Below are 26,364 nucleotides of genomic sequence, written 5' to 3'. Positions count from 1 at the left end.
TGGAGCTGTAAAGTACCATATTCCGTGCGAAGTTCGCGAGAATAAAAACCGTTGCGGCTATTACCAGAAGACCAGCCGTTGGAACTATGTTTCTCATATCCTAGAAAACTAGAAAGTTCAACCTTAAGCAACTGGTTGATGGCATCTTCAAGTTCTTGACGAAAGACATCTTCAACAGATTGTTTTTCTACTAGCGCTTGCATGAGTTTTGTGTTAAGATTTGACATTAGGGAACCTCATTTCTTTAGTATCTTTGTTAGCACTTAACACTATACAGGAATGAGGTTCCTTTTCCTATGGGCCTCTTAGAGTTTACACATAAAATTTTATACTATCTTCCTTTTTCCGGGGAACGCCGCTATTGGTGCAATTGTTTTTCTTTGTGTATGGGTTGTTCCCAAATTTATTTTTAACAAAAAATATGCCGCCCATTTGGCATGCTATTCTTTGTTTGAGTTTAGCCTATTCAGCATACATGGCGGAAACGATTCGAGGGGCTATTCAATCTGTTGACAAAGGACAAATGGAAGGCTGTCTGTCTATTGGGATGAGTCAGTTTCAGGCAATGCGCCGAATTATTTTGCCGCAGGCTGTGCACTATATGATTCCCCCTTTGTCTAATAATTTTTTGGAAGTATTTAAAGGCACATCGCTGGCTTCTATGGTAGGAATTACAGAAATGATGCTGAAGGCAAAAATGATGAGTTCTAAAGATCTGCGGTTTATGGAAACCTATTTGGCGGTACTTGTCATTTATTGGGGACTAAATGTTATTTTTACAATTATACAGAAATATCTTGAAACCCAGTTAAACAAAAAATATTCATAAGGAGGGCACTGTATGCTGAAATTTGAAAATATCCGTAAAGTATTTGGTGATAATGAAGTATTAAAATCGGTATCATTGGAGGTTCCGACCGGTAAAGTGGTTGTCATATTAGGTCCGTCGGGAAGCGGTAAAACAACGCTGCTGCGTTGTGGAAATTATTTAGAGCCGCCGACAAGCGGGATTGTTCAGCTGGATGACATCATTATTGACCAAAAAAAATATAGTAAAAAACAATTGAAACAATTGCGAGAAAATTGTACAATGGTCTTTCAAAATTATAATTTATTCAAAAATAAATCAGCATTGGAAAATGTAATGGAAGGCCTGATTATTGTTAAAAAAGTCAAAAAAAATGAAGCCCGGGAAATTGCGGAAAAATATTTGAATAAGGTGGGCTTAGGAGACCGCATGGACTTTTATCCGTCGCAGCTGTCAGGAGGACAGCTGCAGCGCGTGGGCATCGCCAGAGCGATGGCAATGGAGCCAAAGGTGATTTTGTTTGATGAACCGACGGCTGCATTGGACCCGGAATTAGTGGATGATGTGCTGGAAGTGATGAAAAGCGTGGCGGAAGCAGGTATGACGATGGCCGTTGTCACGCATGAAATGCAATTTGCAAGAGAAGTCGCTGATGAAGTGGTCTTTATGGCCGAGGGCTATGTTGTGGAAAAAGGGAATCCGGAGGATGTGTTTACTCATCCTCAGCATGAGCGAACCAAACAGTTTTTAGCTCGGGTACGTCGGGCCGGGCAAGAGTGATTCGAGTCAGGAGTGTGGATAGAATGAGTTTTATGTTACCGGAAAAAACAAGCAGCAGCCGTCCCAGCTTGATCAGAGAAGTTCAGGAACGGGGCGCAAAGATACCGGGATTTATATCGCTGGCCATTGGCAATCCATCAGCGGAGGCTATTCCGCAGGCAGCACTGAAGAATGCGATTAAAAAAGTCACCAGTGAAAATTTGCTGCGAGTTTTTGAATATGGCCCAACAGGCGGAAGCGTTGGGTTAATGGAACTGACAAAACAGCGTCTGTCAGAAAAAAAGAAACTGCCTAAAGACCGGCAGGCCTTTATCATGCTGAATGGTTCCGGTCATGGACTGGGTGTCGCGGCCAGAACGCTGTGCTGTGAAGGTGATGAAGTCTATTTTGAACAATTTTCCTATCCCTGCGCCATATATGCTGTGCGTGCCGTAGGAGGGAAGCCTGTCGGCATTCCTGTTGATAAAGACGGCATGATTCCAGAGGAATTGGAAAAGCAAGCAAAATCAGGCAGAGGAAAATATATTTATCTGAATCCTAATTTTCAGAATCCGACAGGCCTGACGATGCCGCTGCAGCGGAGAAAAGAAATCTATCGTATTGCAGGTGAATATGATTTGCTTATTTATGAAGACGATCCTTATGGAGACATACGCTTCAGCGGTACTGCTGTTCCTAACTTTAAAGCGATTGACATAGAAGGAATTGTATTATTTGCCGGATCTTATTCTAAAACATTGTCACCGGGACTGCGTGTAGGGTATCTGTATGGTGATGAAAAATATATCAAACCCATGGAGGTCATAAAAAATGTCATGGATGGTCAGAGTCCGCTTTTTAATCAATTAATTGTGCAGTATACGCTGCAGGCTATAGATTACGAAAAGCATATCTGCCGCATTTGTGAATTATATAAGAAAAGAGCGGATGCCATGATTCGGGCATTGGAACAGAACGGGCCTTCTGCCGTTCAGTTTACCAGACCGGAGGGGGGCATGTTCATGTGGGTTACTTTGCCGGAATATGTGGATATAGACACCTTTTATGAAGAATTGTTCAGACAGGGAGTCGGTGCTGTTAAAAGCGAAGCCTTTGCCGTCGATGGCAAAAAAACGGGGCATGCTTTTCGCTTGAATTATACCTATGCCCCAATAGAGCAGCTTATAGAAGGAACCACACGGTTTGCTAAAGCAGCTAGGTTGTTTTGCAGGGAATAAGACAGCATAAGTAACTGTGGCAGAGGCCGGAACTTGGTATGAGGAGTGTATGAAAAATGGAAACTGCTGAGAAGAAGGTTGTATTAATTACTGGGTCAGTTCAAAAGGAGATCGTGCCGGCTCTGGCACCCTATTTCAATGTGCGGCAATGGCGGGGAGACGGAGTTATGCCTCTGACGGAGCTGGAAAAACAGATCGGCAGTGCCGATGCGTTGATGTTGGCTTATCATTCGAAGCTGCCGGCAGCAGTGATTGCCCAAGGAAAACAGCTGCACCTGATTGTACAACACTTTGTAGGCTATGAGGATGTTGATATCGCGGAAAGTTTTATACCATAACCGGCATCGCCGCTGTGAATTGGAAAGTAATATGCTGCAGTATGCCGCTTTGCCGGAATTGTACCGTCAAGCGGATGTTATTATCAATGTTTTGCCTTCTAATGCGGATACGTATCACAGTATTGCATTAGCGTCATTTCGTCAGATGAAGCATACTGTGCTGTTTATCAATATCGGCAGAGGCGATACAGTAGTGACGGCAGACCTGATTACAGCGCTGCAGACGGGAGAAATCGGAGGGGCGGCGCTGGATGTGGCGGAACAGGAACCTCTGCCGGCAGATCATCCGCTGCTGCAGCTTTCTAATGTGATTATTACTCCGCATATCGGCAGTGATACAGAAAAAACAAGGCAGCGCAAGTCGGCCATAGCGATACAGAATATTTTCAATTGCTTTTCCGGAAAACCGCTGATTGACTGCGTCAATCCGGAAGTATGGCATTCATAAAGCCGTATTCTTGGCAGTATACGACGGAGCCTCAGGATGGGGGAGACATGATATGAGAAAATTCCATGTTACGATCAACAGGCAATTTGGAAGTCTGGGTAGACCGATTGCTCAGCGTATGGCCGAACAATTGAACGTTGAATTTTATGATCGGGATATTATTGAAATAGCGGCGTCCCAAACCGGGTTACCCTTGAAACGAGCTAGCGATATAGAAGAATCGGCATCTAAAAATCAATTTTTGCAGATGTGCTTTCCGTTGGGAATCGGATCCGGGAATGAACGGGATACACTGTTTCAAGCACAACGGCAAATCCTGTTAAATTTGGCTGATGCCAGATCCTGTATTCTCGTCGGCAGATGTTCTGATTATATTCTGCGGCATGCGGAACACCTCGTGCGGATTTTTATTTATGCGCCTTATGAAAAGCGACTGAAAAATTGTACGGAATTATTGCATATGGATGGGGCAGAGGCCGACAGAATGATCAAAGAGGTTGATGCGGCGCGTGATGAATATCAGCTGCAATATGCGCATTATAAACAGGGAGATTTTCGGCACACGGATATTCTCATCGACAGCAGTATGCTGGGAGTAGAAGAAACAGCTAAGTTTCTGAGTAATATGATCATTGCTAAATTTGGCTGATATTCCGTTATAGGGTCTGTAAGCCTGAGACGATAAAAATACCCCGCCCGATTTAGAGTCGGGCGGGGGTTGTGTATTTCCATGCGAGGGACTGGGCCTCCACTGTAGTTTATACGTCCTGAAGCGTGTCTATGGCCGCTGCTGCGGCTGCACGGTTATAAATAAATAGGAGACAAAAGCAACGCAGTTTTAATTGCTGTGGGTATAGAAAAATACCAAAAGCCCTTTGTCATCATTACTACTCCTCCTTTTTTAAATATGAAACTTAATAAATAATCAGTATTTATACATCTAAAGTATACCATGTAAGTGAACTATTCTGCAATGGGGCAAAGTGAATTTTGTATGCGTATTTTGCAAACAGAAAGAACCGCAGCATATAAGGTCTGCGATTCTTTCGTATTATATATCAGGTACTGCGAAACTGGGGAGAATGCAGCCCTTTATTATATACATATAAAATGGTTTAATGACCTGCTGCCGGTGCTGACGTTTCTTTTGCAATATGCGCCTGCTGACGGGCTTCTTGGGCATCCATATGGCGGGCAAATATGCCGGCGAGCAAGGACCCGGTCACTTGATGGACAGCGGCACCTACAGCTGCCGGAATAGCTACTGCAGGTGCAAAGTAAACAGCTGCAATAGAGATGGCCAGCGCGTCGTTCTGCATACCTACTTCCAGCGTAACAGAGTGCTGCTGCAGTTTTCCAAAACCGAGCTTGCCTGTTGTAAAATATCCCAGAGCAAATCCAAAGAGATTGTGGAGTAAGACAAGAACCACCATGAAGAGGCCGAGAGAAACAATTTTAGCACCATTGACAGCCACGACGCCGCCAAGGATAGAAAGTACGGCGAAGGCAGAAAGAAGAACCAGGCATTTTTGCATTTGCGCTAAATAGGTTTCGCCGACGAGACGATGAACTAAAAGGCCTAATACCAGAGGCAGAAGAATTACTTTCATGACGGTCATGGCCATGGCGAGGAAGGAAACCGTGACCCACTGGCCAGCTAAAGCCCACACAAGAAACGGCATCATGAGCGGAGCCAGCAGGGTGGATACTGTTGTGATGGAAACAGCCAGGGGAACGTCACCCTTTGCCAGAAAGCTCATGACGTTGGAAGCCGTGCCGCTGGGGCAGGAGCCGAGGAGGATCATTCCGACCGCCAGTTCCGGAGTCAGACCGAAAGCCATGACCAGTCCATAGGCGACAAGGGGCATAATCGTGTAATGAGCAACACAGCCGACAAGAACTTCACGAGGGCGCTGCACGACAAGACGAAAATCAGAAGCATGCAGCGTCATGCCCATGCCGAACATAACCACACCGAGCAAAAGCACCGTATTATGAATAGACCAGGTAAAAGCCGCAGGAGCGGCATAGCCGCCGATAATTGTGATCAGCACCAGGTAAGTCAGATTTTTACCAACAAAATTACTGAATCTTGTTATAACATTCATCATCATACATACCTCCATCATACATCAAAAATTAAGTTATTCAGCAAAATAACAAACGGTATGATTGCCCGGGCCAATAAAAAAACACTTTGTCTCTATGAAAGAGACAAAGTGTAATCACTCTGCGGTACCACTCTTATTGTCGCATACACCGTTATACACGACCTCTTTTACAGACATCACCGGAGGATTTTTCCTGCGTTCAATGCCCGACAATATAACGATTGTCACTCGGCCATGCTTACTTACCACAAAGGTGTTCGGCTGGCAGCTCCTGGGTGATTTTCATAATGTGCTTTCATCCTGTTTCGCACCGAATAACAGGTTCTCTGTAATGTCAGCAGACAGTATTACTTTTCCCAATCAACACTGTTTTGTTATTTGTTGATGCCAATTGTACATAACTAACGCCGTATTGTCAAGAGAAAAAATCAAAAAAAGTCAAGAAATATTAAGTTAAAGGTTTAACTATTGGAACCGAAAGAACAGAAATGCGGCTACCCATGAAGGTTCCGAGTATGATATAATTTTATATCAGGCGAGAGCCTTTATGGGTATAGGGATAGGTGCATGAAAGGAATTTTGAATGGGAAGTATAAAAGTACAAAAACTTGCAAAATCATTTGGCATTCATTCTATTTTTAAAAATGTCACATTTGAAATACGGCGGGGAGAACGTATCGGGCTTATTGGAGCAAACGGTGCGGGAAAATCGACGCTTCTCAAGTGTCTGATGGGAGAAGAGGAATATGACAGCGGCGCGTTCATCGTTTCAGAAGGGGAATCTGTTGGTTATCTTCAGCAGGATATCACCTTTGATGACGAAGTCACACTGAAGCAGACCATTACCGCTGCATGGGATGACGTTCGTCATCTGGAGGAACAATTAAAGCTGGCAGAAAAGGAAATGCAGGAACGGCCTGATGATGAAATGCTTATGAACCGGTATGCACGCTTGCAGGAACGGTTTGAATGGCTGGGCGGATATGAGTATGAAGCCTTGTCGCGTAAAATCGTGCATGGACTGGGTTTCATGGAGGAAGATCTGGACCGGCCGGTACAGAATTTTTCCGGCGGGCAAAAAACACGCATCAATTTGGCCAAAGCGCTGGTACGCCGCCCCGATTATTTATTTTTGGATGAACCGACTAATCATTTGGATATGGAAATGCTCGAGTGGCTTGAAGGCTATTTATTGTCCTATGGCGGCGGCATCCTTATTGTATCGCATGACCGGTATTTTCTGGATCATGTGGCTACGGCTATTTTAGAACTGGATCACGGAACGGTTACAAAATATAAAGGAAATTATTCGAAATATGTGGCGCAGCGGGAGCAGCAGCGCAAGGCTTTGGAAAGCGCGTATAAAAAACAGCAGGAACATATTCAGGAAACAGAAGAATATATCCGGAAATATAAGGCCGGTATTAAATCCAAGCAGGCACGGGGACGGCAATCTCAACTGGATCGGTTGGAACGCATTGAACTAGCACCGGAGGCATCAACGCTGCAGTTTCATTTTGCGCCGGCAGAGGAGTGCGGACAAAAGGTATTGGTGCTGGATGCTATCTGCGGAGGTTTTGGTGAAAGGAGACTGTTTGATCATCTGTCACTGCTGCTGCGCCGCGGCGAATCGGCTGCGCTGATTGGTCCGAACGGAACGGGAAAGACTACTCTTATCCGCATGATTATGGGCGAAAAAGAGCCGGTCCGTGGTCATATTACCTTAGGCAGCCGTGTCCACATCGGATACTTTGCGCAGGAGCATACAGAACTGCATGGAGCTTGGAACGTGCTGGAGGAAATCATGAATGCATTCAGCTATGGAGAGGACGAAGCGCGGTCTGTACTGGGGCACTTTCTATTTCGCGGCGACGATGTATTTAAAAGTATTGACAGTCTCAGCGGGGGCGAACAGGCACGTTTGGCACTGCTGAAGCTGTTTTTGCAGGGGCCGAACTTTCTTATTCTGGATGAACCGACTAATCACCTGGACATCCCGACACGAGAAATATTAGAACAGGCTCTGCTGGATTTTGGCGGTACCTATCTCATCGTATCGCATGACCGGTACTTTTTGGATAAAATTACGACGCGGACACTGGTGTTGGAACAAAAGAAAATCAAGGATTTTTTGGGAAACTATACGTATTACCGTGAAAAAGAACGGGAAGCGGCGGAATTAGCGGCACAGGAGCTGGCTGAGCAGGAAAAAGATAAGGTAAAGGCATCACCTGCGGCAGTAAAATCTCCGGCACGAGCAGTTCCCGCTGTGGAATCCCGGCTGCCGTTTCAGAAAAAAACTTATGGCGCGGCGCAAAAGATAGCGCAGATAGAAATGAAAATTGCTGAATTGGAGGCTACCATCAAAATGTACGAAGTACAGATGAATGAACCGGCAAATCAGATTGATTCGGCTAAGATGATGGAGCTTACGAATTTGTATGAAGAAACCCGGTTAAAGCTTGATGCTGCCTACGAAAAATGGGAAATTCTTTCGGAGTAATTTTAAATTAGAATAAGAAACATGCCTAAAAAGTATATGCGTGAAATGCATATCAATCGTAAAACGTAAAACTATCAGCATTTATCATGAAAAGACCACCGTACCTGAGTGAGACAGCACCAGCAGGCAGGTAAAATAGGGCCTTTACAAGGCCGATTTTAGTGCTATACTGTGCTCAATCACCTTTGGAGCCGGTGGTTTTCCTACACTCGCGAGCGGCCCAAGGATGGAAAAGGTACTATTTGAGTGGAAGGAAGCGCTGCATAATGACAAAAAAATTTAATCCGGTAACTCCTGAATTACTGGCTGAACTGAAAAATGTGTTAGGTGAAAAATACGTAAAAACGGATGACGACCATTTAGTAGCATATCAGACTGATGAAGAAGGCAACTCTTATTATTTCCATAAGCCGGAAGTTGTTGTATTTCCGGGATCGACAGAAGAAGTAGCCGCAGTGGTCAAATTAGCCAATGCGCATCTTGTGCCGCTGACGCCGCGTTCTGCCGGGTCCGGTGTAGCTTGTGGGGCAATTCCCGTGTATCGTGGCATCGTTATTGAATTGGAACGTATGAACAAGATTCTGACCTTTGATGCTGAAAACATGTATGCTACGTGTCAGACTGGCGTTATGACCGGTGATCTGCAGGCCGAAGCGCGGAAGCATAATTTGTTGTATGCCGGTGATCCGTCCAGCGCCGAAAGCTGTCAAATCGGCGGCAATGTTGCCAACAATGCCGGCGGGAATAAGGCCGTCAAATACGGGACGACGCGGCATCAGATTTATAGTCTTAAGGTTGTTACACCGACTGGAGATATTGTTGATGTGGGGGCACGCCTTCAAAAATGCTCGACTGGGTTATGTTTGGAACAGCTGATTGCCGGTTCTGAAGGCATATTAGGCATCATTACAGAAGTTACGGTCAAGCTTCGCCCGCTGCCGCCATACAGCTTTAACATGGTATGCGTATTTAAAAGCGATGAAGAAGCTTTTGCGCTCCCCAATAAAATTTTGAAGGCCGGAATTGATCCAACCAGCATTGAATTTATGGATAACGAGGCTTTGGTCATGACCTGCAAATTTTTGGATATGCCTATGCCGCATGTTGATGATGGCTGCGATTACGTGATTGTCACGGTGGAAACGTTTGATGAAGGAGATTCAGACCGCAAAATGGAAAAATTATGCGATCTGGCTGAAGCCAATGGTGCTATTGACGTGCTGGAAGCGGATGCGCGTATCTGGAAGCTCCGTAAGCAATTTGCCGAAGCCGCGCGTAACATTGATATGATGTTTCAGACGGAGGATTTTGTCGTACCGCTGGATAAGATTGCCGATATTACGAAACAAATTCCGGAACTGCGCGAAAAATATGATCTCTATTGTGTCACAGTGGCTCACATTGGTGACGGAAATATTCATGTTCTGCCGTTGAATGTCAAAAAGCTGTCTCCGGAAGCATGGTTTGAAAAAATTAAGACTTTTCATCGTGACCTGTTCCCGCGTGTATATGCGCTGGGCGGGAAAATGTCCGGGGAACATGGCATTGGGTATAAAAAGAAGGAAGAATTTTCCCTTTGTACACCAGCTGGTGAGGTGAATATGATCAAAGCGATCAAAAAAGCACTGGATCCCAATGGAATTATGAACCCGGGAAAACTTGTCGATGTCGATTAAGTAGGTACCGTAAAAAAAATATATAAGGCTGTATTGAAACTGTTTGTTATAGTTTCGATATAGCCTTTTTTTTATTTCAAATCGCCCTGTTGTGAAAAAAAACGTACATTTCACGAAAAATGCTTGGATCAATCTCTTGGAATTATGTATAGTAAAAGAGGATAAAGCAGGTAAGTATATCATTACCCCCCGCATAGAGGAGGTGAAGGAGAATATGAGTCAAGCTGTCATTTGTGATGCAGAACTTAATTTGAAATCGGTTAGGAGGTATGTGAAAAAATACTTCTGATATTTGTGGAAAAGTTGTTAACTATTATTTTTTTTATGCTCCCCCTGTATTTCTGATATAGCCGTGGCAGACAGTTTGTTTTATTTATCTTGATTGGTATTTGTATTCCTGATTGTGAAAAGATAGACATAGTCAGATTGTTAAAACTATATACGTTTAGCAAAAATATTGTGTTTTGGCAATGAGTATCCGGCTGTCAGCTAAAACGAAAGTATTTTCAAAAGCGTATTGACTGCTGCATTCATTTGCATATGATTAGTCGCAGGTAAGTATGGAGACACTTATTCGGGGAAGTCGTATGCAATATTATTGCAAATTGATATTCAATCGGATGGAGAGGGGTTCAGGTTGATAAGATTGCTGCTTATGTGGAAAATCAGGATAATATGGAAGCGGCAGCTGTCTGTAAGAGAGTCGGTCCAGGGATGCCAGACAAGCTATTGAACAAGTAAAACGAGTCTTTGAAAAAGGTACTAGGACAATGCAGCTGCTATGTGAACTGTCAGACCGGGATGCATAGAGCGGTCTGAAAATATTGTTTTACTGGATAAATGGCAGTATAAAAAATTCAGGATACGTATTTTATAATTATTTTTCATCAAAAGAGTATCCGCTGCTGTGGGAGATAGCAGTAATTAAAGTAATATAAAATTAAAATGAAATGGGTGATGTATATGAAATTTTATAGCCGATTAAAATATTTGCGATTAGAAGCAAGATTATCACAGGCCGACGTGGCCAAGGTGCTGTCCTGTTCTCAGGTAGGGTATAGCATGTATGAATTAGGAAAACGGAAAATATCTGTCGAAAAATTAATTTTATTAAGTAAAATGTACCATACCTCTATGGATTATATGGTGGGACTGACGGATGAACGCGAACCTCGTTCCGGGCGGTATAGAAGAGCATAGGCACCGGTTTCTTGGCGGTACTGTGACGTACAGGAGGCATGCAAAAAAAGGACGGACTCTCTTGATTATGGCAAGAGAGTCCGTCCTTCTTTTGCATGCTATTCCATCATACATTAAAACGGAAATAAGTTACATCTCCATCCTGCATGATATAGTCCTTGCCCTCCAAACGTACAAGTCCTTTTTCCTTGGCGGTTTGTTCATTGCCACAGTTAATCAGGTCATCATACGATACGATTTCGGCACGGATAAAACCGCGTTCAATGTCCGTGTGGATTTTGCCGGCGGCTTTCTGTGCTTTCGTGCCGTTGACAATCGTCCAGGCCCGGACTTCATCAGCTCCGGCTGTGAAGAAATTAATCAGGCCCAGCAAAGCGTAACTTGCCTTGATCAATTTTGCCAGTCCGGCTTCCGGCAGTCCAAGCTCTTCTAAAAATACAGCGGCTTCATCTTCCGGCAGCTCTGCGATTTCTGATTCGATTTTTGCGGAAACGGCGACTACCTGGGCCTTCTCCTGTTTGGCAAACTCTTTGAGCTTGGCGACATAAGGATTGCCGTCTGCATTGGCGGCCTCCTCTTCGGCGACATTGGCAATATAGATAATGGGCTTTAATGTCAGCAGATTGAGCTCCTTGATCATGGGCAGCTCATCTGTTGTCAGGCCAGCCTTGCGGGCCGGTTCTCCGTCTTCAAGTGCTGCAAGAATTTTTTTGATGACGGCATATTCAGCTTTAGCCGCCTTATCTCCGCATTGGGCAATTTTGGCAATGCGGTCAGCACGCTTCTGTGTTGTATCCAGATCAGCCAGACATAATTCTGTATTGATGATGTCAATATCACGGAGCGGATCAATAGATCCGGATACGTGGGTAATATTAGAATCGTCAAAGCAGCGCACCACCTCGGCAATGGCATCAGTTTCGCGAATATGGCTAAGAAATTTGTTTCCTAATCCTTCCCCTTTAGAGGCACCGGCAACGAGACCGGCAATATCGACAAAACGCATAACGGCAGGAATAGTACGCTTGGGATGATACATATCCGTCAAAATTTGGATACGTTTATCCGGCACCTCTACCACCCCGATATTGGGTTCGATGGTGCAGAACGGATAATTTGCTGCTTCTGCGCCGGCCTTGGTAATCGCGTTAAACAATGTGCTTTTACCGACATTCGGCAGACCGACAATACCGACTTCCAGATTGGTACTCAATGGTTAAACCACCTTTATTTAAATAATTTCAAATCAGCAATACGCTGGATTGCTTTTATTGTGTTTTCTTTGGAACCAAATGCTGTCAGGCGTAGGTAGCCTTCTCCATGCGGGCCAAAGCCGGTTCCAGGAGTTGTGACAACATGCGCTTTTTCCAGCAGCAGATCAAAGAAATCCCAGCTCTTCATGCCGTGAGGAGTCTGAACCCAGGCATACGGTGAATTTGTTGCGCCGTATACCGTAAAACCGGCTTTGGTAAGACCATTTCGGATGATGTGGGCATTTTCCATATAATAGTTGACATCGGCGAGGCACTGCTTTTGTCCTTCTGGAGAATAGTAAGCTTCGGCTGCGCGCTGAATAATGTATGGCGTGCCGTTGAAGAACGTGCACTGCCGGCGGTTCCACATGGGATTGAGCTCTACCGGTGTGCCGTCTGCCTTGTAACCGGTGCAGGCCTTCGGAACGATAACGTAAGAGCAACGGGTACCTGTAAAACCCGCGCATTTGGAATAAGAACGCAGTTCGACAGCAATTTCCTTGGCGCCCGGAATTTCAAAAATACTATGGGGGACGTTGGGCTCGGTGATATATGTTTCATAAGCAGAATCATAAATGATAATGAATTTATTTTCTTTCGCCGCCTGTACCCAGCTTTCCAGTTCTGCCGTGGTCATGGCTGTACCGGTCGGATTGCTGGGGTTGCATAAATAGACTATATCCACTTTTTCTGTCGGCGGCAGGGCCTTAAAGCCGTTTTCCGCAGTGCAGGGCAGATAAACGACACCGTCGTATATACCTTTTTCTACATTCCAGCTGCCGGTATGACCTGTCATGACATTGGAATCCAAATAGACGGGATATACAGGATCGGCAACAGCAAATTTCAGATCACTTCCGAAAATTTCCTGAATGCAGGCGACATCGGTTTTGGCACCGTCGCCGACAAAGACTTCATCTGTATCCAACTCAATGCCGCGAGTTTCGTAATCCCCCTTGATAATGGCGTTGCGCAGAAAATCATATCCTTGTTCCGGGCCGTAGCCACGGAAGGTTTCTGTTTTGCCCATTTCGTCGACGGCTTTGTGCATGGCATCAATGATTGCCGGAGCCAAGGGACGGGTTACGTCTCCGATTCCAAGACGTATAATATTTGCATCGGGATTTGCCTTTGAAAATTCATCCACTTTTTTTGCGATTGTGGCAAATAAATAATTGCCGGGGAGTTTTAAATAATTTTCATTTACATGAGCCATAAATTGCCCCTCCTTATATAACATCAGTAGTATGTTAACACTTTATATTGTACTACAATACAGATATGTTGAAAAGCTATCTCTATAACTCGTGTATATGATAAAATAAAATTACCATTATTCGAGACATGAATGAAAGGGAGGCAATATGTATGAAAATTTCAATTATGATGGGAAGTCCCAGAAAACGTGGCAATACGGCGCAATGTCTGGTACCGTTTTGTAATGAATGGCAGCGGTTGGGCGGTACGTATACTTTGACCTGGCTTTATGATCAGCAGATCGCGCCTTGCAGAGCCTGTCGGGGTTGCCAGCAGGACTGGAGCTCGTTTTCCTGTGTTATTCATGATGGTATGGATGCTGTCGCAGCAGATATTATGGACAGTGATATAGTATTGCTGGCAACGCCCATCTATTCGTGGTATTGTACGGCACCCATGAAAGCGATGCTTGACCGGCTGGTATATGGCCTGAATAAGTTTTATGGAGATCAAAGAGGCCCGTCTTTATGGGAAGGAAAGAGAATGGCTGTTTTTACAACCTGTGGGTATCGTCCGGAACATGGGACGGATCTGTTTGAAGAGGGAATACGCCGCTACTGCAGGCATTCTGGTTTGCACTATGCCGGTATATTTTCCGAACGCCATTTGGGCTACAACACCGTTTTTATGGATGAAAAAAAAGCAGCTCATGCCAAGCGCTTTGCCAGATTACTGGCGGGGGAATCACTGCGCATGGTTTAGGGCTTGTTCTTCACTATTTCCAGATTTTGCCGTATAATATAACTCGGAAACCAAAATTTTAGTATCGGTGAAGAGATGGGGGAGGCCGCATGAATTACAGAGAGGAACAATGTTTAATTGCGTATTTTTCTCATGCAGGGTGGAATTATGCCAGCGGTGAAATTGTAGATCTGCCTATTGGCAATACAGAACGGGTGGCCAATATGATTCGAGTCTATACTGGCGGTAATTTGTTTCATATCAGAACGGAAATGGTGTATCCTAATGAGTACCGAAAGGTCGTGGAGATTGCCAAGCAGCAGAAAACTAATCATGAGCGGCCGAAGTTGAAAAAGATGGTAGAATGCATGGAGGAATACACCGTCATTTTTCTTGGATATCCGAACTGGTGCGGAACGATGCCCATGGCGATGTGGACCTTTCTGGAATCGTATGACTTGAGCGGCAAGATTATCAAACCGTTTTGTACGCATGAAGGAAGCGGCTGGGGGCATAGTCTGGAAGATATTCATGACCTTTGCCCGCAGGCACGGATCGAACGGGGGCTGACACTGTTGGGGACAACGATTTTGGATGCGGAAGATGATGTGCGGCGCTGGCTCAAGGAGTGACTGCGTATCGGTTTGAATAACAAAAAGGCAGTAATTTCTGGATATGTCCAGGAATTACTGCCTTTTTGTTATTCAAACTCTCATTCACAATACAAAGCAATTGCAATTGATTGTTTTATTCATATCGCAAAGCTTCAATAGGATCCAGACGTGCAGCTTTGCGAGCCGGATAGATTCCGAAAAACAAGCCGATTCCTACAGAAAAAGCAAATGAGATGATGGTTGGGGCCGCAGTTAATACGGTATTAAATTGCGTAAATTTGGAAATAATCAAAGAAATACTGATGCCGCAGGCAATACCAAGAAGCCCTCCAATCACACCGATCACAATCGATTCGATAAGAAACTGCATCATTATATTTCGAAAGGTAGCGCCCAGGGCCTTACGAATACCAATTTCACGGGTGCGTTCTGTTACAGATACCATCATAATATTCATGATGCCGATACCGCCAACCAGCAGAGAAATGGCAGCAATACTGCCTAAAAACAGCGTTAGCATGGTCGTCGTGCTAGTCATTGTTTCCATGAGGCTTGTCAGATTACGTACCGTGAAATCGTCTTCTTTATCACCAACAAGATGATGACGCTGCCGCAGTAATTCTTCTATCTGCTGCTGAACCATATCTATTTTATCGGCGCTCGAAACTTGAATATTGATAGACTTAATATATGTAATGCCCAAGAGACGTTCCTGTGCCGTGGTCAGAGGAATCAAAACCATGTCGTCCTGGTCCGTTCCCATACTGGACTGGCCTTTACTTTCGAGAACCCCTATAACCTTATAGGGCTGATTGTTGATGCGAATATTTTTGCCGACTGGGTTGGCGGCATCAAACAGGTTGGTTGCGACAGTCGTCCCGATCACGGCAACACGGTTTCGGGAATTCAAATCGGATTGTGTCACAAACGAACCAGAGGACACCGTCAGATCACGGATATTCAGATATTCCGGCGTTACGCCGTATACTGAGGAATTCCAGTTCATATTGCCATTGACGATCTGATACGAGCTGTTTACCGTAGGTGCTACATAGTCTATATTTTTGATCTTTTTCTTGATGGCGTCGGCATCGTCCAGCTTCAGCTTTTGGCTGGAACCGGCGGCAGAACGGACCCCACCTTGATTTGTGGATCCTGGCGTGACGATAATCATGTTGCTGCCCAAGCTTGCAATGGAATTTGTTACATTTTGACGGACACCCATGCCGATAGAAATCATGACGATAACGGCGCCGACACCGATAATAATGCCGAGCATTGTAAGAATAGAGCGAAGTTTATTAGATAAAAGGGCAGTAACCGCAATTCGTATGCTTTCACTAAACAACATCCATGACCACTCCCTTTCCTTCATCCCGCGTGATTTGGCCATCACACATCAGAAGCTGCCGGCTGGCACAAGACGCTATTTCCGGCTCATGTGTAACGAGGATGATTGTTTTATGCTCTGCATGAAGTTGCTCAAAAATATTCATGATTTCTCGTGTTGATTTTGTATCAAGATTGCCAGTAGGTTCATCAGCCATAATAATGTGTGGATCGTTAACCAGTGCGCGGGCAATGGCTACACGCTGCCGCTGCCCGCCGGACAACTCGTTTGGTTTATGGTGTGCCCAGGTAGAAAGGCCTACGGCAGTCAATTTATCCATAGCCCGCCGGATCCGTTCCTTGTGATCGACGCCGGCATAGACCAGAGGAAGTGCCACGTTATCCAATGCGGAAATACGGGATAGCAGGTTGAAATTTTGAAAAACAAAGCCGATACGTTTATTTCGTGTCAATGCCAGTTCATCATCTGTCAGATATGCGACTTCCTTGCCGCCCAGCTTATAAGAGCCTTCTGTAGGCCTGTCCAGGCAGCCAAGAATATTCATCAATGTTGATTTTCCAGAACCGGAGGGCCCCATAAGTGCCGCAAATTCCCCCTCCTGAATAGCCAGATCAATGCCGGACAGTGCGGCAAAATCCTCACCGCCGATGTGATATTTTTTTTTGATGTTTGTAAGTTCAATCATAGTTGTGGTCATGGTATATTGTCTCCCTTACATGGGCGGAGGGCCTTGCCGCTGGCTGCTGGAGCTCTTCGTGGAAGACGAGGTTTTGGAGCTCGTCGCATAGGTGATAGATACTTTATCGCCGTCCGTAAGACCGCTGAGAATTTCTACATATTCATCACTGTAAATCCCGGTAGTAACAGGAACCTGTTCCGTCTGACCAGCGTCATTTACGCGCAGTACGTAGGAGCCTTTGTCATTGGTCTTCAAGGCAGCAATCGGTACGACAAGTGCATCTTCCTTTTCTGACGTGTTGATATCAACGCGGGCGGTCATACCTAGGCGCAGCTCGTCATTGGGGTCATCCAGATCCAAGGTGACATAGTAGTAAATGACACTTGCTGAGGAAGAAGAGGAAGAGGAGGAAGAGGAGGTCGTATCCGTTGTATCCCAGGTGTTGCTTGTATCGGTCTGAGAGATTTTAGATACGCGGGCAGTAAAGGTTTGGCCTATGTAGGCATCAACGGTGAAAGAGGCCTCCTGGCCTATTTTTATTTTGCCGATATCTGTTTCATCTATTTTCGCCAAGATTTGCTTTTGTGTCGTATTGGCAATTCGCATAATTACCGTAGGCGTACTATTGCCTTGTACGGCCATAGTACCCGCTGTTTTTGGTTCGCCAACAACGACGCCGTCCATGGGGGCGGTGATGACGGTTTCGGCTACGTCCGATTCTGCTTCCGACAATGCGCTGACCGCCGTATCATAATTGAATTTTGCGTCATCCAAATCCTGCTTAGTGCCGGCACCGACCTTATAGAGGTAGGCTGCCCGGTCATAGTTGAGCTTGGTATTCGTTACTTTGTACTGGGCCTGATCTTTTTTTGCTTCGTAGTCTTTGCCGTCTAATAATGTGACCGTCTGCCCGGCAGTTACTTTATCATTTTCTTTTACCAGTACGCTGCTGATGCGAGCGGTGATTTTGGGAGATACTTCGACAGAATCCACAGGACTGATGGTTCCTGTTGCCGATACTGTCGATTTCAGATCCTTGCGGACGACGTCGGCTGTTTCGATAGCAGCTGCCTGTTTCTCCCTTTGCTGCAGCTGGTAATATTGGTAAGAACCGAAAGCGCAGGCTGCAATCGCGATCACGGCAAGGGCAATTTTAAATCGTTTATCAAATTTCATGGTACTCTCTCCTACAAATGCATTTTTTATAATATATATTATAAAAAGTATACCATGCTTACATTGCAATAATAAAGGTGATATAAAGCTTTAATATGCGATTTTAGTCGAAATTGTAACAAATTACACATATACGTATCTTTTTGTTACAATAAAATGCGCCATGAATATAGAAATAATTTTTCTGCTCCTAAAAATACGTTCATGACCGCAGCTTTATAATATGGTATACTTACTTGTTGTTAGTATCTGTTTTATATATGAAAGGACGGTATAATGTGGGATGAATGAAAATAAAACATCTGCTTTTTCTAATGGGCTATTGTGGTTCGGTGCTGGTGTTTCCATTGCGGAAATTCTGACAGGCATGCTGCTGGCGCCACTTGGATTTGTAAAAGGATTTGCTGCTATCCTTATAGGTCATCTTATTGGCGGGACGATCATGTATTTTGCTGGTCTTATTGGCGGACGGACTGGATACAGTGCCATGGAAACGGTGCGAATTTCCTTTGGCCGTCAAGGAGCGCAGTTATTTGCCGGACTAAACGTTATCCAGCTTATTGGTTGGACGGCGGTCATGATTGCCAGCGCAGCTGCCGCCGCTAATACCATTGCTGGCCTTGGTTCTTCTTTATGGAGCGGTATTATTGGTATATTTATTGCGTTTTGGATAGTGCTGGGATTGAAGCAGCTAGGGAAAATCAATATCGTTGTCATGGCGGCGCTGTTTGTCTTGACGATTGTTCTCAGTGCTATTGTGTTTCAGGGCGATACTCCGCAAGTTCAGGGCGAGATCACTTTTGGAGCGGCCGTTGAATTGGCTGTGGCTATGCCTCTTTCATGGCTGCCGATTATTTCTGATTATACTCGGACCGCGGCTAAACCGGCGTTGGCAACAGCTGTTAGCTGCAGTACTTACTTTATCGCCAGTTCATGGATGTTCATTATCGGAATGGGTGCAGCACTGCTTACCGGACAAGATGACATTGCGGCCATTATGGTCCAAGCAGGTATGGGAATTACCGGTATTCTTGTCGTGCTTCTTTCGACAGTTACCACCACTTTTCTTGATGCCTTTTCAGCCGGAGTCAGCGGTAAAAGCATGTTTCCAAGGCTATCAGAAAAGATACTGGCGTTAATTGTTACTGCTATTGGCGTGCTGCTGGCTGTGTTTACAGAGGCAGATCGGTTTCAAGATTTTCTGTATCTGATTGGCTCTGTGTTCGCTCCGATGACCGCGATCCTTCTGTCGGATTATTTTATTCTTCGAAAAGATCATTCGCAGCAGCGGTGCAATTGGCTGAATATTGCGCTATGGGGGGCCGGTTTTATATTATACCGAATACTTCTTGCAGTAGAAACACCGCTGGGCATTACATTTCCCGTCATTGTCATTATTATGATTTGCAGTACTGTAATTCACCGGTTGGTGGAAAATAAATCATGACGGTGTTGGTGTAATAGTGTGAAGCATCTGGAACCATAAGTATCTTTTCTTTTTCGGTATAATGCGTTTAACTCATTGATATGAATAAATCATTGACATTAAATCATACTTGAGCTATGATAATCACTAAGCGAGAGAGGATTTTATAAATGAACTCGCAAAAGGGGGCTTCTATATGAATAATTTTACATTTGATGATATGATTAACACGATGATGCCCTTGCCGTTAAAGGGTGATGCAAATGGCGAAGGGATTTACTGCCGTGGTGAAGATTTTGTCGCTTCGTTAGGAGAAAAAATACCGGAAAGTGGTATGCAAAAGCAGGAAACGCATAAAAATTTGGAACTGCGTGGTCTTCTTTCCCAATATTGTGTTGATTGATTGTGGGACGATTGCATGATTGTTGTAATAGATTAAAATTTTCTTATAAAAGTGGCATATCTGTTTTGGTATAAGAGCAGATATGCTGCTTTTTTTTTTATGAACAAACGAAAAAAGCTGTATTTATGGTAAGATGCATATAGAGAAAATACTTTTTAGCGCAGCATATGTAAAATTCCCCTCCTTTTTCCGAGAGGGGAATTTTTGAGAAGTGCTCTATGAGGAGGAAAGAAACTAGCTTAGGTATCTTGGAGTATGCAGCCAAATTCCGGCGAGCACACGACTTCCTGAAATTCACCGACGTCACCGAGAGAAAATTCTTCTTTCCACAACCCATGCAGGTTGCAGTAGGCATAGACGACGCCATGATCGCCGGCTTCAAAAACAGCTTTTGGAGGCTGACCTGGTTTTAAATATTTGATTTCTATGTTATTGTCTGTTACCAGGGCGATCCAGACAATATAATGATTTTCTTCCATAGGATGGAAAACGGATCCAACCGTTACCTCCAGGATGTTATCAATTTTTTGGAGTACAGGAACATGTTTTTCTACTGCCGCATCTACCGCACCGGCATATAGATGATCCAATACTTCGCCATTATAGGCCAATTTATTTTGCGCATTGCCGCCGCTTAATACGGCGACAACAACAGAATCTGCTTTATTGTGATAAAACTCTACGTTTTTCATGGGAAACCTCCTGCTGAAAAAAAGATGAATCATTTTTTATGTTTATCGATTAGGAATTATTATTGATTACTGTAGCTACAGTATATCGAAAATAATACAACGTGTCAATACTTTTGGATAATTATTTTCCAAAGATAGGAATTAAAAGTGCATGCATAACAATGCATGCAAAAAATATACTATCCGGTTGTGGACGACGAGTTATGCCGGAGGTGAAGCAGCACTATTTCCGGGGATGGTCCGGTACGCACAGGTATTCCCCAAAATCCGTAACCGCTGGATACGATTGCCAGCAAATGGCCAAAACGGCGGCAGCCGTAATTGAGTGTATATAGCCGCTTGTTGATATAGGTTTCCGGGAAAAACTGGCCGCCATGGGTATGACCGGCCAGATACATATCATATCCTTGCTTCTCTGCCGGAATAATGCGCAGCGGTTCATGATCCACTGCGATATTGAAATCACGTTTATCTACTGCGGGAAGCTGGTCTACCGGTTCATGCATATAATCATTAAGTCCGGTAATGGCAATGTGCGCTGCTGCATATATCCGGTCATTACAGAGAAAGCGGAATGAGGAAAACAAAGCGGCTTCTTTGCGGAGATCGCTGTCGAAATAATCATGATTACCATATACGGCATAGACTCCGAGCGGAGCTTTGATATTCATTAGATGAAGATAACTTTGATCGCGGTATATAAAATCAAGGTGGGCATCAATAATATCACCGCCGAAAATAACCGCATCTGCATGAATGGCATTAATATGCCGCACCATCTTTTTTGCGTACCAATGGCTGAGAAGAGGGCTGAAATGAGTATCAGTCAAAAACGCGATTGTCGTTTCCGGGATTTCTTTTTCCGTTGTCACTTCAATGCGGTGGTACACTGGATGAAAGGCCCGCCAGCTTCCGGCAATAAGAATAAGCATAACCAATATAAAAACTATATTGCTTATCCATACTCTGACAGCATTCCATACGCTCTCGTCACCCAGGAGAGAAACGGTTACATACAGTAGAAAATATATGCAGGCACCCAGCACGGAGTAAATCGTAAATATAAGCCAATATCCCCCGATCCAGGAAAAGCATCTGGCAGCCCATACAGGGACGTCATGAATAGCATTGTGGGACAAGGGAAAGCAGAAGGATAGAATGATAAATGCAATCAGGCTCCACCAAGGATAAAGAAACGAAAATGCGCTTCGGTACATCCACCACATAAGAAAATTTCCTATCAGGGTAAGGCCGCCTAATTTCCAGAAAAAAGTGTAACGATTGAACACAATGGCATCACTCCCTAATATATGATATCCTGCTACTATCATACTCCACTTGAGTGAGCGATTTCAATCATAGGGTTAAATAAAAAAGATAGAGAAAAAAGTCATAAGAAGCTTGGCACCATAGAAAATGATAATCACGCTGCAGAGCTGGTTGATGCGTCGGAGATGCTTTATGGTAAATTTCCGGCTGAAAAAAGAGATCAAAAGACTCAGGCCAGTAAACCATAGAAACGAAGCGGCAATTACTCCAGACATAAACGGAGCGGACTGCTGCAGCGTAAGGGTAACGTGAAATGCTCCGAGTATCATGGTGCCGTCCAACAGCGCTTGAGGATTAAGCCAAGTGACGAAGCAGGCTTCCGAAATCGTTTTTTTTAGGGAGGCTTGAGGGTGAGAGAATTCTTCAACATGAGGCGTTGTCCGTAGAAGGTGGATACCCATGTACATAATAATGAAGCTGCCGGCTAAAAGAACGACAAATTGAAGCCATTTGTAGTGAGACATGATAAGACCAATACCGTAAAAACAGCTGATGGATAGCGTAATATCAAAAAATAAGACGATTCCTGCCGTCAGTAAGGCCCGCTTGCGAGAATACTTCAAGGCGGCGTTGATGACAAATAAGTTCTGCATGCCGATCGGTGCAATATATGCCAGTCCCATGGTTAGACCTTGTAAAAAAAATTGCATAGAATCTCCTTTCTAAAACCAGCCAAAAAAGGGCCGGTATATATGCGATATGGCTTTTTCTGATGTATAATATAGGGGATAGATTTCGCTTTCTTTTTATAGTATAGCAAAGAAGCCGGTGTGTGCAACCAGCCAAAAGAGTAAAATCAGACCCAGCCAAAAGGAGGAAAAATGAAACGAATACTGCCGGTACGTGTTGATTGGCAACCAGATCGTCAAAGTACCATACCTGTATATGAACAAATTGTCCGTTTTGTTTGCCGGAAAATCGCCGATGGAGAATGGTCCATCGGTACGCGGCTTCCTTCACAGCGCGCATTGGCAAGATCGTTTGGAATCAACCGCAGTACTATCGGCATGGCTGTAGACGCGTTGACTGCTTTCGGAATTATTGAAGGCCGCCATGGGGCCGGGACAGTGATTGTCAGTAATACGTGGTCGTTGCTGCTGCCGGGACATACAGACTGGGGAAACTATGTTTCTTCCGGATATTTTCGGGAAAATAATAGGATTGTCCAGGCCATTAATCAACTGGAATTTGTGCCCAATATGGTGCGCTTGGGAACCGGTGAACTGGATCCGCGGTTATTTCCACAGGCGATGATGCGGATAGTTTTAAAACAAGTGGGTAGGCGTATTTCCTCTTTGGGGTATCCCGAACCGCTGGGTCTGCAAGCTCTTCGTCAGGCCGTATCGAAACATATGGAACGCATAGGTGTGTATGCGCCGCCGTCTTGTATTCTTATTACATCTGGGGCACTGCAGGCACTGCAGCTTATTTCGGCCAGCTTGCTGGAAGGTGGGTCTGTGGTTTATACGGAAGCGCCAACTTATTTAAAATCTATTCAGGTTTTTCAATCCGCAGGGATGAGCTTGTCCGGTGTACCGATGGATGACAAGGGTCTGCAGTTTTGGAAAATTGCAGACCGTCTGTCCGGTAATGCGGCATCGGTTCATTCCCTGCTGTACACCATACCGACCAATCATAATCCAACGGGAATCACAATGCCAGAAACGCGCCGGCAGGAATTGCTGGATTTTTGTGCGTTGCACCGGCTGCCGGTCATTGAAGATGGGGCTTATCAGGACCTATGTTTTGACGGTAAGCCTGTAAAGCCGCTGAAAGCATTAGATAAGGGCGGCATGGTAATCTATTTGGGAAGTGCGTCTAAATCGCTGGCTCCAGGTCTGAGAATAGGCTGGATCATTGCGCCGGAACCGATTGTGCAGCGTCTAAGTGACGTAAAAATGCAGGTTGATTATGGTGCCAGTCTGCTGTCCCAATTCGTTTTGACAGAATTTCTGTCCAGCGGTCTGTATCATGCGTATACGGAAGAACTCTGCAGGAAACTGCGGTGCCGCCGTGACAGTGCTCTTGATGTCTTGCAGCGGTATTATCGGGATATTGCGATATGGCATGTACCGCAGGGCGGATTTTATATATGGCTCACGCTGCAGGGAAATGTAGATATGGAACTTTTATTTTATAAAGCAGCCTCCTTAGGTATTCTTATCAATCCCGGTGATATATATGATTTTGGACATAATCGTTCACTGCGGTTGTCTTATGCCTATACGACTCCAGAGGAATTTGAGGCGGCCGCAGTAAAGATGGTGGGTATACTGAAACAACTGGCTCGGTAACATACAAAACGCTGTATAGAGTATAAAAAAAACGCCGCTTTAAACGGCGTTTTTTTTGTTTGCACTACTGCTCTTTATTATTTCGGTCTGCCTGCTGTTTCGCTTGCTGCAGATCTGCTGCGTTTTGCTGTTCCTCGGATTTTTGTTTTGTCTTGCTGCCTGCTGTTTCAGCAGCGCTTTTCTTTTTAATATCCTTTTTTTCAGCTGATTTTTCTTCCTTTGGTTTTTCTACGATACGCTCCATGCCGCTTGGAATGGAGAAGTCGGATCTTTTTTCATCTTCTGTGGCCGCAGACATATAATCATGCCAGATTTCGGCAGGAATCGTGCCGCCGTAGACTTCACCCAGGCTGTGTGCGCCAGTATCATCACCGATCCATACGGCGGTCACAATATCCGGCGTATAGCCGACAAACCATGCATCCTTGTTATCGTCGGTCGTCCCCGTTTTTCCGGCGGCTGGCCGCCCGATAGCGGCTGCCGTGCCTGTGCCATGCGTGATGACGCCTTCCAGCATATAGGTCATTTCATATGCTTCCTTTTCCGACATGACTTGCGTTTTGTTTTTTTCTCCGGAAAGAGACGAGTCGTCTTCCAGCACGTTTCCGTTTCTGTCAAGAATTTTGATGATGGCAGTAGGTGTAACATGGACTCCTTTATTGGCAAAGGTGCCATAAGCGCTGGCCATTTCCAGCGGGGTTACGCCGCGGGTCAAACCACCAAGCGCCATTGCCAGATTGTCATCTTTTGCGTCAAGCGTCGTGATTCCCATCTTCTTGGCATTGGCAATAATATTGCCGGGACCGACCTTATCGGCAAGCTGAACGGCGACGGTATTGACTGATAATGCCAGTGCCTCGCTCAAGGTCATAGTACCGCTGAAACTGTTTTCGGAATTTTTTGGACTCCAGCTGCCATAGGTGACTGGCTTGTCCTCCATTGTACTCATAGGCGTCATATCATGCTGCAGCGCCGTCAGATAGACAAAAGGCTTAAACGCGGAACCAGGCTGACGGACAGCCATTGTAGCGCGATTGAAACTGTCCTGACCGCGGCCGCCTACCATAGCCAGAATATGACCATTTTTCGGATCAATAGATACAATGGCGACCTGGGGCTGAGTCAATCCGTTTTTATCCTTATAATTGTCGGGGAGCTGGCGAAGCGCCCGTACGGCTTCATGCTGTTTTTCTACGTCCAGCGTAGTATAAATCTTCAAGCCTTCCTTGTATAAGGCATCGTCGCCGTATTTTTGAGCGACCTGCTGAGATACGTAATCGATAAAGGAAGCCGTTTCCGAATTTTCGTTAGTCTGTTTCTTTTTTGTCAGCTCTAAATCTGCTTTTTTTGCAGCTTCACCGTCAGCTTGTGAAATATAACCATATTTTACCATTTGATCAAGGACGACATTGGTGCGGCTTTTGGCTTCATTTAGATTATTGAAAGGAGAATAATAATTAGGGCTTTTGGGAAGTCCTGCCAGCAGGGCACATTGCGTCAAAGACAATTGATCGACGTCCTTGTCAAAATAGGTTTTGGCAGCCGTTTGGATGCCGTACGCCCCTTGTCCGAAGTAAATCTGGTTCATATACATTTCTAAAATTTCTTTTTTACTATATTTGCGTTCGATTTCAAGAGCCAGCATAGCTTCCTGAATTTTACGCTTCAGTGTTTGCTCCTGCGATAGGAAGGCATTTTTTGCCAGCTGCTGGGTGATAGTACTGCCGCCCTGAGCAATACCGCGATTCGTCAGATTGGTAATAAGCGCACGGACGATCCCAATGGGATCAATACCGATGTGTTCATAAAAACGATTGTCTTCAGCGGCGATAAACGCGTTCTGCAAGTTGGGCGGTACCTTGTTGATATCGATAGGCAGCCGGTTTTGATCGGAATGAAGCGTCGTAACGAGACGGCCGTGAATATCGAAGACCTGTGATGAAACAGCCGGCCGCATATTGTTTCCTACGGCGGGCAGGCTCTGATATGCCGCAAAAATATAACCAAAGCTTAAGCCGGCGATAATGACAAAACATAAAGCGATCAAAATTCGGATGCGATGCATTGCTCCTGATTTTTTGACGTGTTTAGCGCGGCGTCTGGGTGTGTACATATATCCTCCTAAACG

The 26,364-nt window shown here is 44.9% G+C and carries 25 protein-coding genes and 1 other annotated feature; of the genes, 14 read left to right on the top strand and 11 right to left on the bottom strand.

Translation table 11 applies throughout. The annotated features are described in order from the left end of the window. A partial coding sequence (locus tag AB840_RS08020; RefSeq protein WP_048514316.1) for a transposase occupies positions 1–227 on the bottom strand: 227 nt, incomplete at its 3' end. A gap of 101 nt (positions 228–328) precedes the next feature. Here AB840_RS08020 and AB840_RS08015 point away from each other — a divergent pair. The 6 genes from AB840_RS08015 to AB840_RS07990 are packed head-to-tail and all read left to right on the top strand — an operon-like array spanning position 329 to position 4,240. Beyond that, positions 329–829, top strand: a complete 501-nt coding sequence (locus AB840_RS08015) for an amino acid ABC transporter permease (protein ID WP_078791741.1) — start codon at positions 329–331, stop codon at positions 827–829. 12 nt (positions 830–841) lie between these two features. Further along, positions 842–1,588, top strand: a complete 747-nt coding sequence (locus AB840_RS08010; RefSeq protein WP_048514315.1) for an amino acid ABC transporter ATP-binding protein — start codon at positions 842–844, stop codon at positions 1,586–1,588. A 23-nt stretch (positions 1,589–1,611) separates the two neighbouring features. After that, positions 1,612–2,805 (top strand): aminotransferase-like domain-containing protein, encoded by a 1,194-nt coding sequence (locus tag AB840_RS08005; RefSeq protein WP_048514314.1) that lies wholly within the window; start codon positions 1,612–1,614, stop codon positions 2,803–2,805. A 56-nt stretch (positions 2,806–2,861) separates the two neighbouring features. Then, entirely contained in the window at positions 2,862–3,143 is a 282-nt protein-coding gene (locus tag AB840_RS08000) for a hypothetical protein (RefSeq protein WP_048514313.1), read from the top strand. Beyond that, positions 3,112–3,591, top strand: coding sequence for a 2-hydroxyacid dehydrogenase (locus AB840_RS07995; RefSeq protein ID WP_048514312.1), 480 nt, complete (start codon positions 3,112–3,114; stop codon positions 3,589–3,591). The genes AB840_RS08000 and AB840_RS07995 overlap by 32 nt, the downstream gene beginning before the upstream one ends. Positions 3,592–3,643: 52 nt before the next feature. Further along, entirely contained in the window at positions 3,644–4,240 is a 597-nt protein-coding gene (locus AB840_RS07990) for a cytidylate kinase-like family protein (RefSeq protein ID WP_048514311.1), read from the top strand. A gap of 466 nt (positions 4,241–4,706) precedes the next feature. Here AB840_RS07990 and AB840_RS07985 read toward each other — a convergent pair whose 3' ends face one another. After that, entirely contained in the window at positions 4,707–5,705 is a 999-nt protein-coding gene (locus AB840_RS07985; protein ID WP_234984896.1) for a bile acid:sodium symporter family protein, read from the bottom strand. 93 nt (positions 5,706–5,798) lie between these two features. Beyond that, positions 5,799–6,075 (bottom strand) — a binding site (T-box leader). A gap of 210 nt (positions 6,076–6,285) precedes the next feature. Between AB840_RS07985 and AB840_RS07980 the strand changes: the two genes are divergently transcribed. The 3 genes from AB840_RS07980 to AB840_RS07970 all read left to right on the top strand — a co-directional run bounded on the left by AB840_RS07980 (position 6,286) and on the right by AB840_RS07970 (position 11,081). Then, positions 6,286–8,205, top strand: coding sequence for an ABC-F family ATP-binding cassette domain-containing protein (locus AB840_RS07980; RefSeq protein ID WP_048514309.1), 1,920 nt, complete (start codon positions 6,286–6,288; stop codon positions 8,203–8,205). A 266-nt stretch (positions 8,206–8,471) separates the two neighbouring features. Further along, positions 8,472–9,881, top strand: coding sequence for an FAD-binding oxidoreductase (locus AB840_RS07975; protein ID WP_048514308.1), 1,410 nt, complete (start codon positions 8,472–8,474; stop codon positions 9,879–9,881). A 963-nt stretch (positions 9,882–10,844) separates the two neighbouring features. Next, a complete protein-coding gene (locus tag AB840_RS07970; RefSeq protein ID WP_048514318.1) occupies positions 10,845–11,081 on the top strand; it encodes a helix-turn-helix domain-containing protein in 237 nt (78 codons plus the stop codon). A 106-nt stretch (positions 11,082–11,187) separates the two neighbouring features. On the opposite strand, the gene ychF is transcribed toward AB840_RS07970, so the two are convergent. Next, complete coding sequence (ychF, locus tag AB840_RS07965; protein ID WP_048514307.1) at positions 11,188–12,294, bottom strand: redox-regulated ATPase YchF; 1,107 nt, start codon at positions 12,292–12,294, stop codon at positions 11,188–11,190. Between the two features lie 14 nt (positions 12,295–12,308). After that, positions 12,309–13,550 carry an LL-diaminopimelate aminotransferase gene (locus AB840_RS07960; protein ID WP_048514306.1) on the bottom strand — a complete coding sequence of 414 codons (1,242 nt, stop codon included), beginning with the start codon at positions 13,548–13,550 and terminating at the stop codon, positions 12,309–12,311. Positions 13,551–13,702: 152 nt separating this feature from the next. Between AB840_RS07960 and AB840_RS07955 the strand changes: the two genes are divergently transcribed. Beyond that, entirely contained in the window at positions 13,703–14,293 is a 591-nt protein-coding gene (locus AB840_RS07955; protein ID WP_048514305.1) for a flavodoxin family protein, read from the top strand. An 89-nt stretch (positions 14,294–14,382) separates the two neighbouring features. Then, on the top strand, positions 14,383–14,904 hold the full coding sequence (locus AB840_RS07950) for a flavodoxin (protein WP_048514304.1): 522 nt from the start codon (positions 14,383–14,385) through the stop codon (positions 14,902–14,904). A 115-nt stretch (positions 14,905–15,019) separates the two neighbouring features. On the opposite strand, the gene AB840_RS07945 is transcribed toward AB840_RS07950, so the two are convergent. The 3 genes from AB840_RS07945 to AB840_RS07935 are packed head-to-tail and all read right to left on the bottom strand — an operon-like array spanning position 15,020 to position 18,092. After that, the gene (locus tag AB840_RS07945) at positions 15,020–16,237 is read right to left on the bottom strand and encodes an ABC transporter permease (RefSeq protein ID WP_048514303.1); all 1,218 of its coding nucleotides are present in this window, start codon (positions 16,235–16,237) and stop codon (positions 15,020–15,022) included. Beyond that, positions 16,227–16,934 (bottom strand): ABC transporter ATP-binding protein, encoded by a 708-nt coding sequence (locus tag AB840_RS07940; RefSeq protein WP_048514302.1) that lies wholly within the window; start codon positions 16,932–16,934, stop codon positions 16,227–16,229. The genes AB840_RS07945 and AB840_RS07940 overlap by 11 nt, the downstream gene beginning before the upstream one ends. Positions 16,935–16,949: 15 nt before the next feature. After that, complete coding sequence (locus tag AB840_RS07935; RefSeq protein ID WP_048514301.1) at positions 16,950–18,092, bottom strand: efflux RND transporter periplasmic adaptor subunit; 1,143 nt, start codon at positions 18,090–18,092, stop codon at positions 16,950–16,952. Between the two features lie 283 nt (positions 18,093–18,375). Here AB840_RS07935 and cytX point away from each other — a divergent pair, with 283 nt between their 5' ends. After that, a complete protein-coding gene (gene cytX / locus AB840_RS07930; RefSeq protein ID WP_048514300.1) occupies positions 18,376–19,539 on the top strand; it encodes a putative hydroxymethylpyrimidine transporter CytX in 1,164 nt (387 codons plus the stop codon). A 175-nt stretch (positions 19,540–19,714) separates the two neighbouring features. Next, the gene (locus AB840_RS07925) at positions 19,715–19,921 is read left to right on the top strand and encodes a hypothetical protein (protein WP_048514299.1); all 207 of its coding nucleotides are present in this window, start codon (positions 19,715–19,717) and stop codon (positions 19,919–19,921) included. 239 nt (positions 19,922–20,160) lie between these two features. Here the strand turns inward: AB840_RS07925 and AB840_RS07920 are convergent, their stop codons facing one another. The 3 genes from AB840_RS07920 to AB840_RS07910 form a co-directional block, all read right to left on the bottom strand. Next, the gene (locus AB840_RS07920; RefSeq protein WP_048514298.1) at positions 20,161–20,613 is read right to left on the bottom strand and encodes a desulfoferrodoxin family protein; all 453 of its coding nucleotides are present in this window, start codon (positions 20,611–20,613) and stop codon (positions 20,161–20,163) included. Positions 20,614–20,792: 179 nt separating this feature from the next. Further along, complete coding sequence (locus AB840_RS07915; protein ID WP_078791743.1) at positions 20,793–21,944, bottom strand: metallophosphoesterase; 1,152 nt, start codon at positions 21,942–21,944, stop codon at positions 20,793–20,795. Positions 21,945–21,977: 33 nt separating this feature from the next. After that, on the bottom strand, positions 21,978–22,592 hold the full coding sequence (locus tag AB840_RS07910; RefSeq protein WP_048514296.1) for a LysE/ArgO family amino acid transporter: 615 nt from the start codon (positions 22,590–22,592) through the stop codon (positions 21,978–21,980). A gap of 171 nt (positions 22,593–22,763) precedes the next feature. Between AB840_RS07910 and AB840_RS07905 the strand changes: the two genes are divergently transcribed. Then, the gene (locus AB840_RS07905; RefSeq protein WP_048514295.1) at positions 22,764–24,236 is read left to right on the top strand and encodes an aminotransferase-like domain-containing protein; all 1,473 of its coding nucleotides are present in this window, start codon (positions 22,764–22,766) and stop codon (positions 24,234–24,236) included. A gap of 64 nt (positions 24,237–24,300) precedes the next feature. Here the strand turns inward: AB840_RS07905 and AB840_RS07900 are convergent, their stop codons facing one another. After that, a complete protein-coding gene (locus AB840_RS07900) occupies positions 24,301–26,349 on the bottom strand; it encodes a transglycosylase domain-containing protein (RefSeq protein WP_048514294.1) in 2,049 nt (682 codons plus the stop codon). Positions 26,350–26,364 lie beyond the last annotated feature (15 nt).

Source organism: Megasphaera cerevisiae DSM 20462 (assembly GCF_001045675.1).
Classification (GTDB): domain Bacteria; phylum Bacillota; class Negativicutes; order Veillonellales; family Megasphaeraceae; genus Megasphaera; species Megasphaera cerevisiae.
Note: the sequence above shows the minus strand (reverse complement) of the source record. Positions and strands in the feature narration are given on the sequence as shown.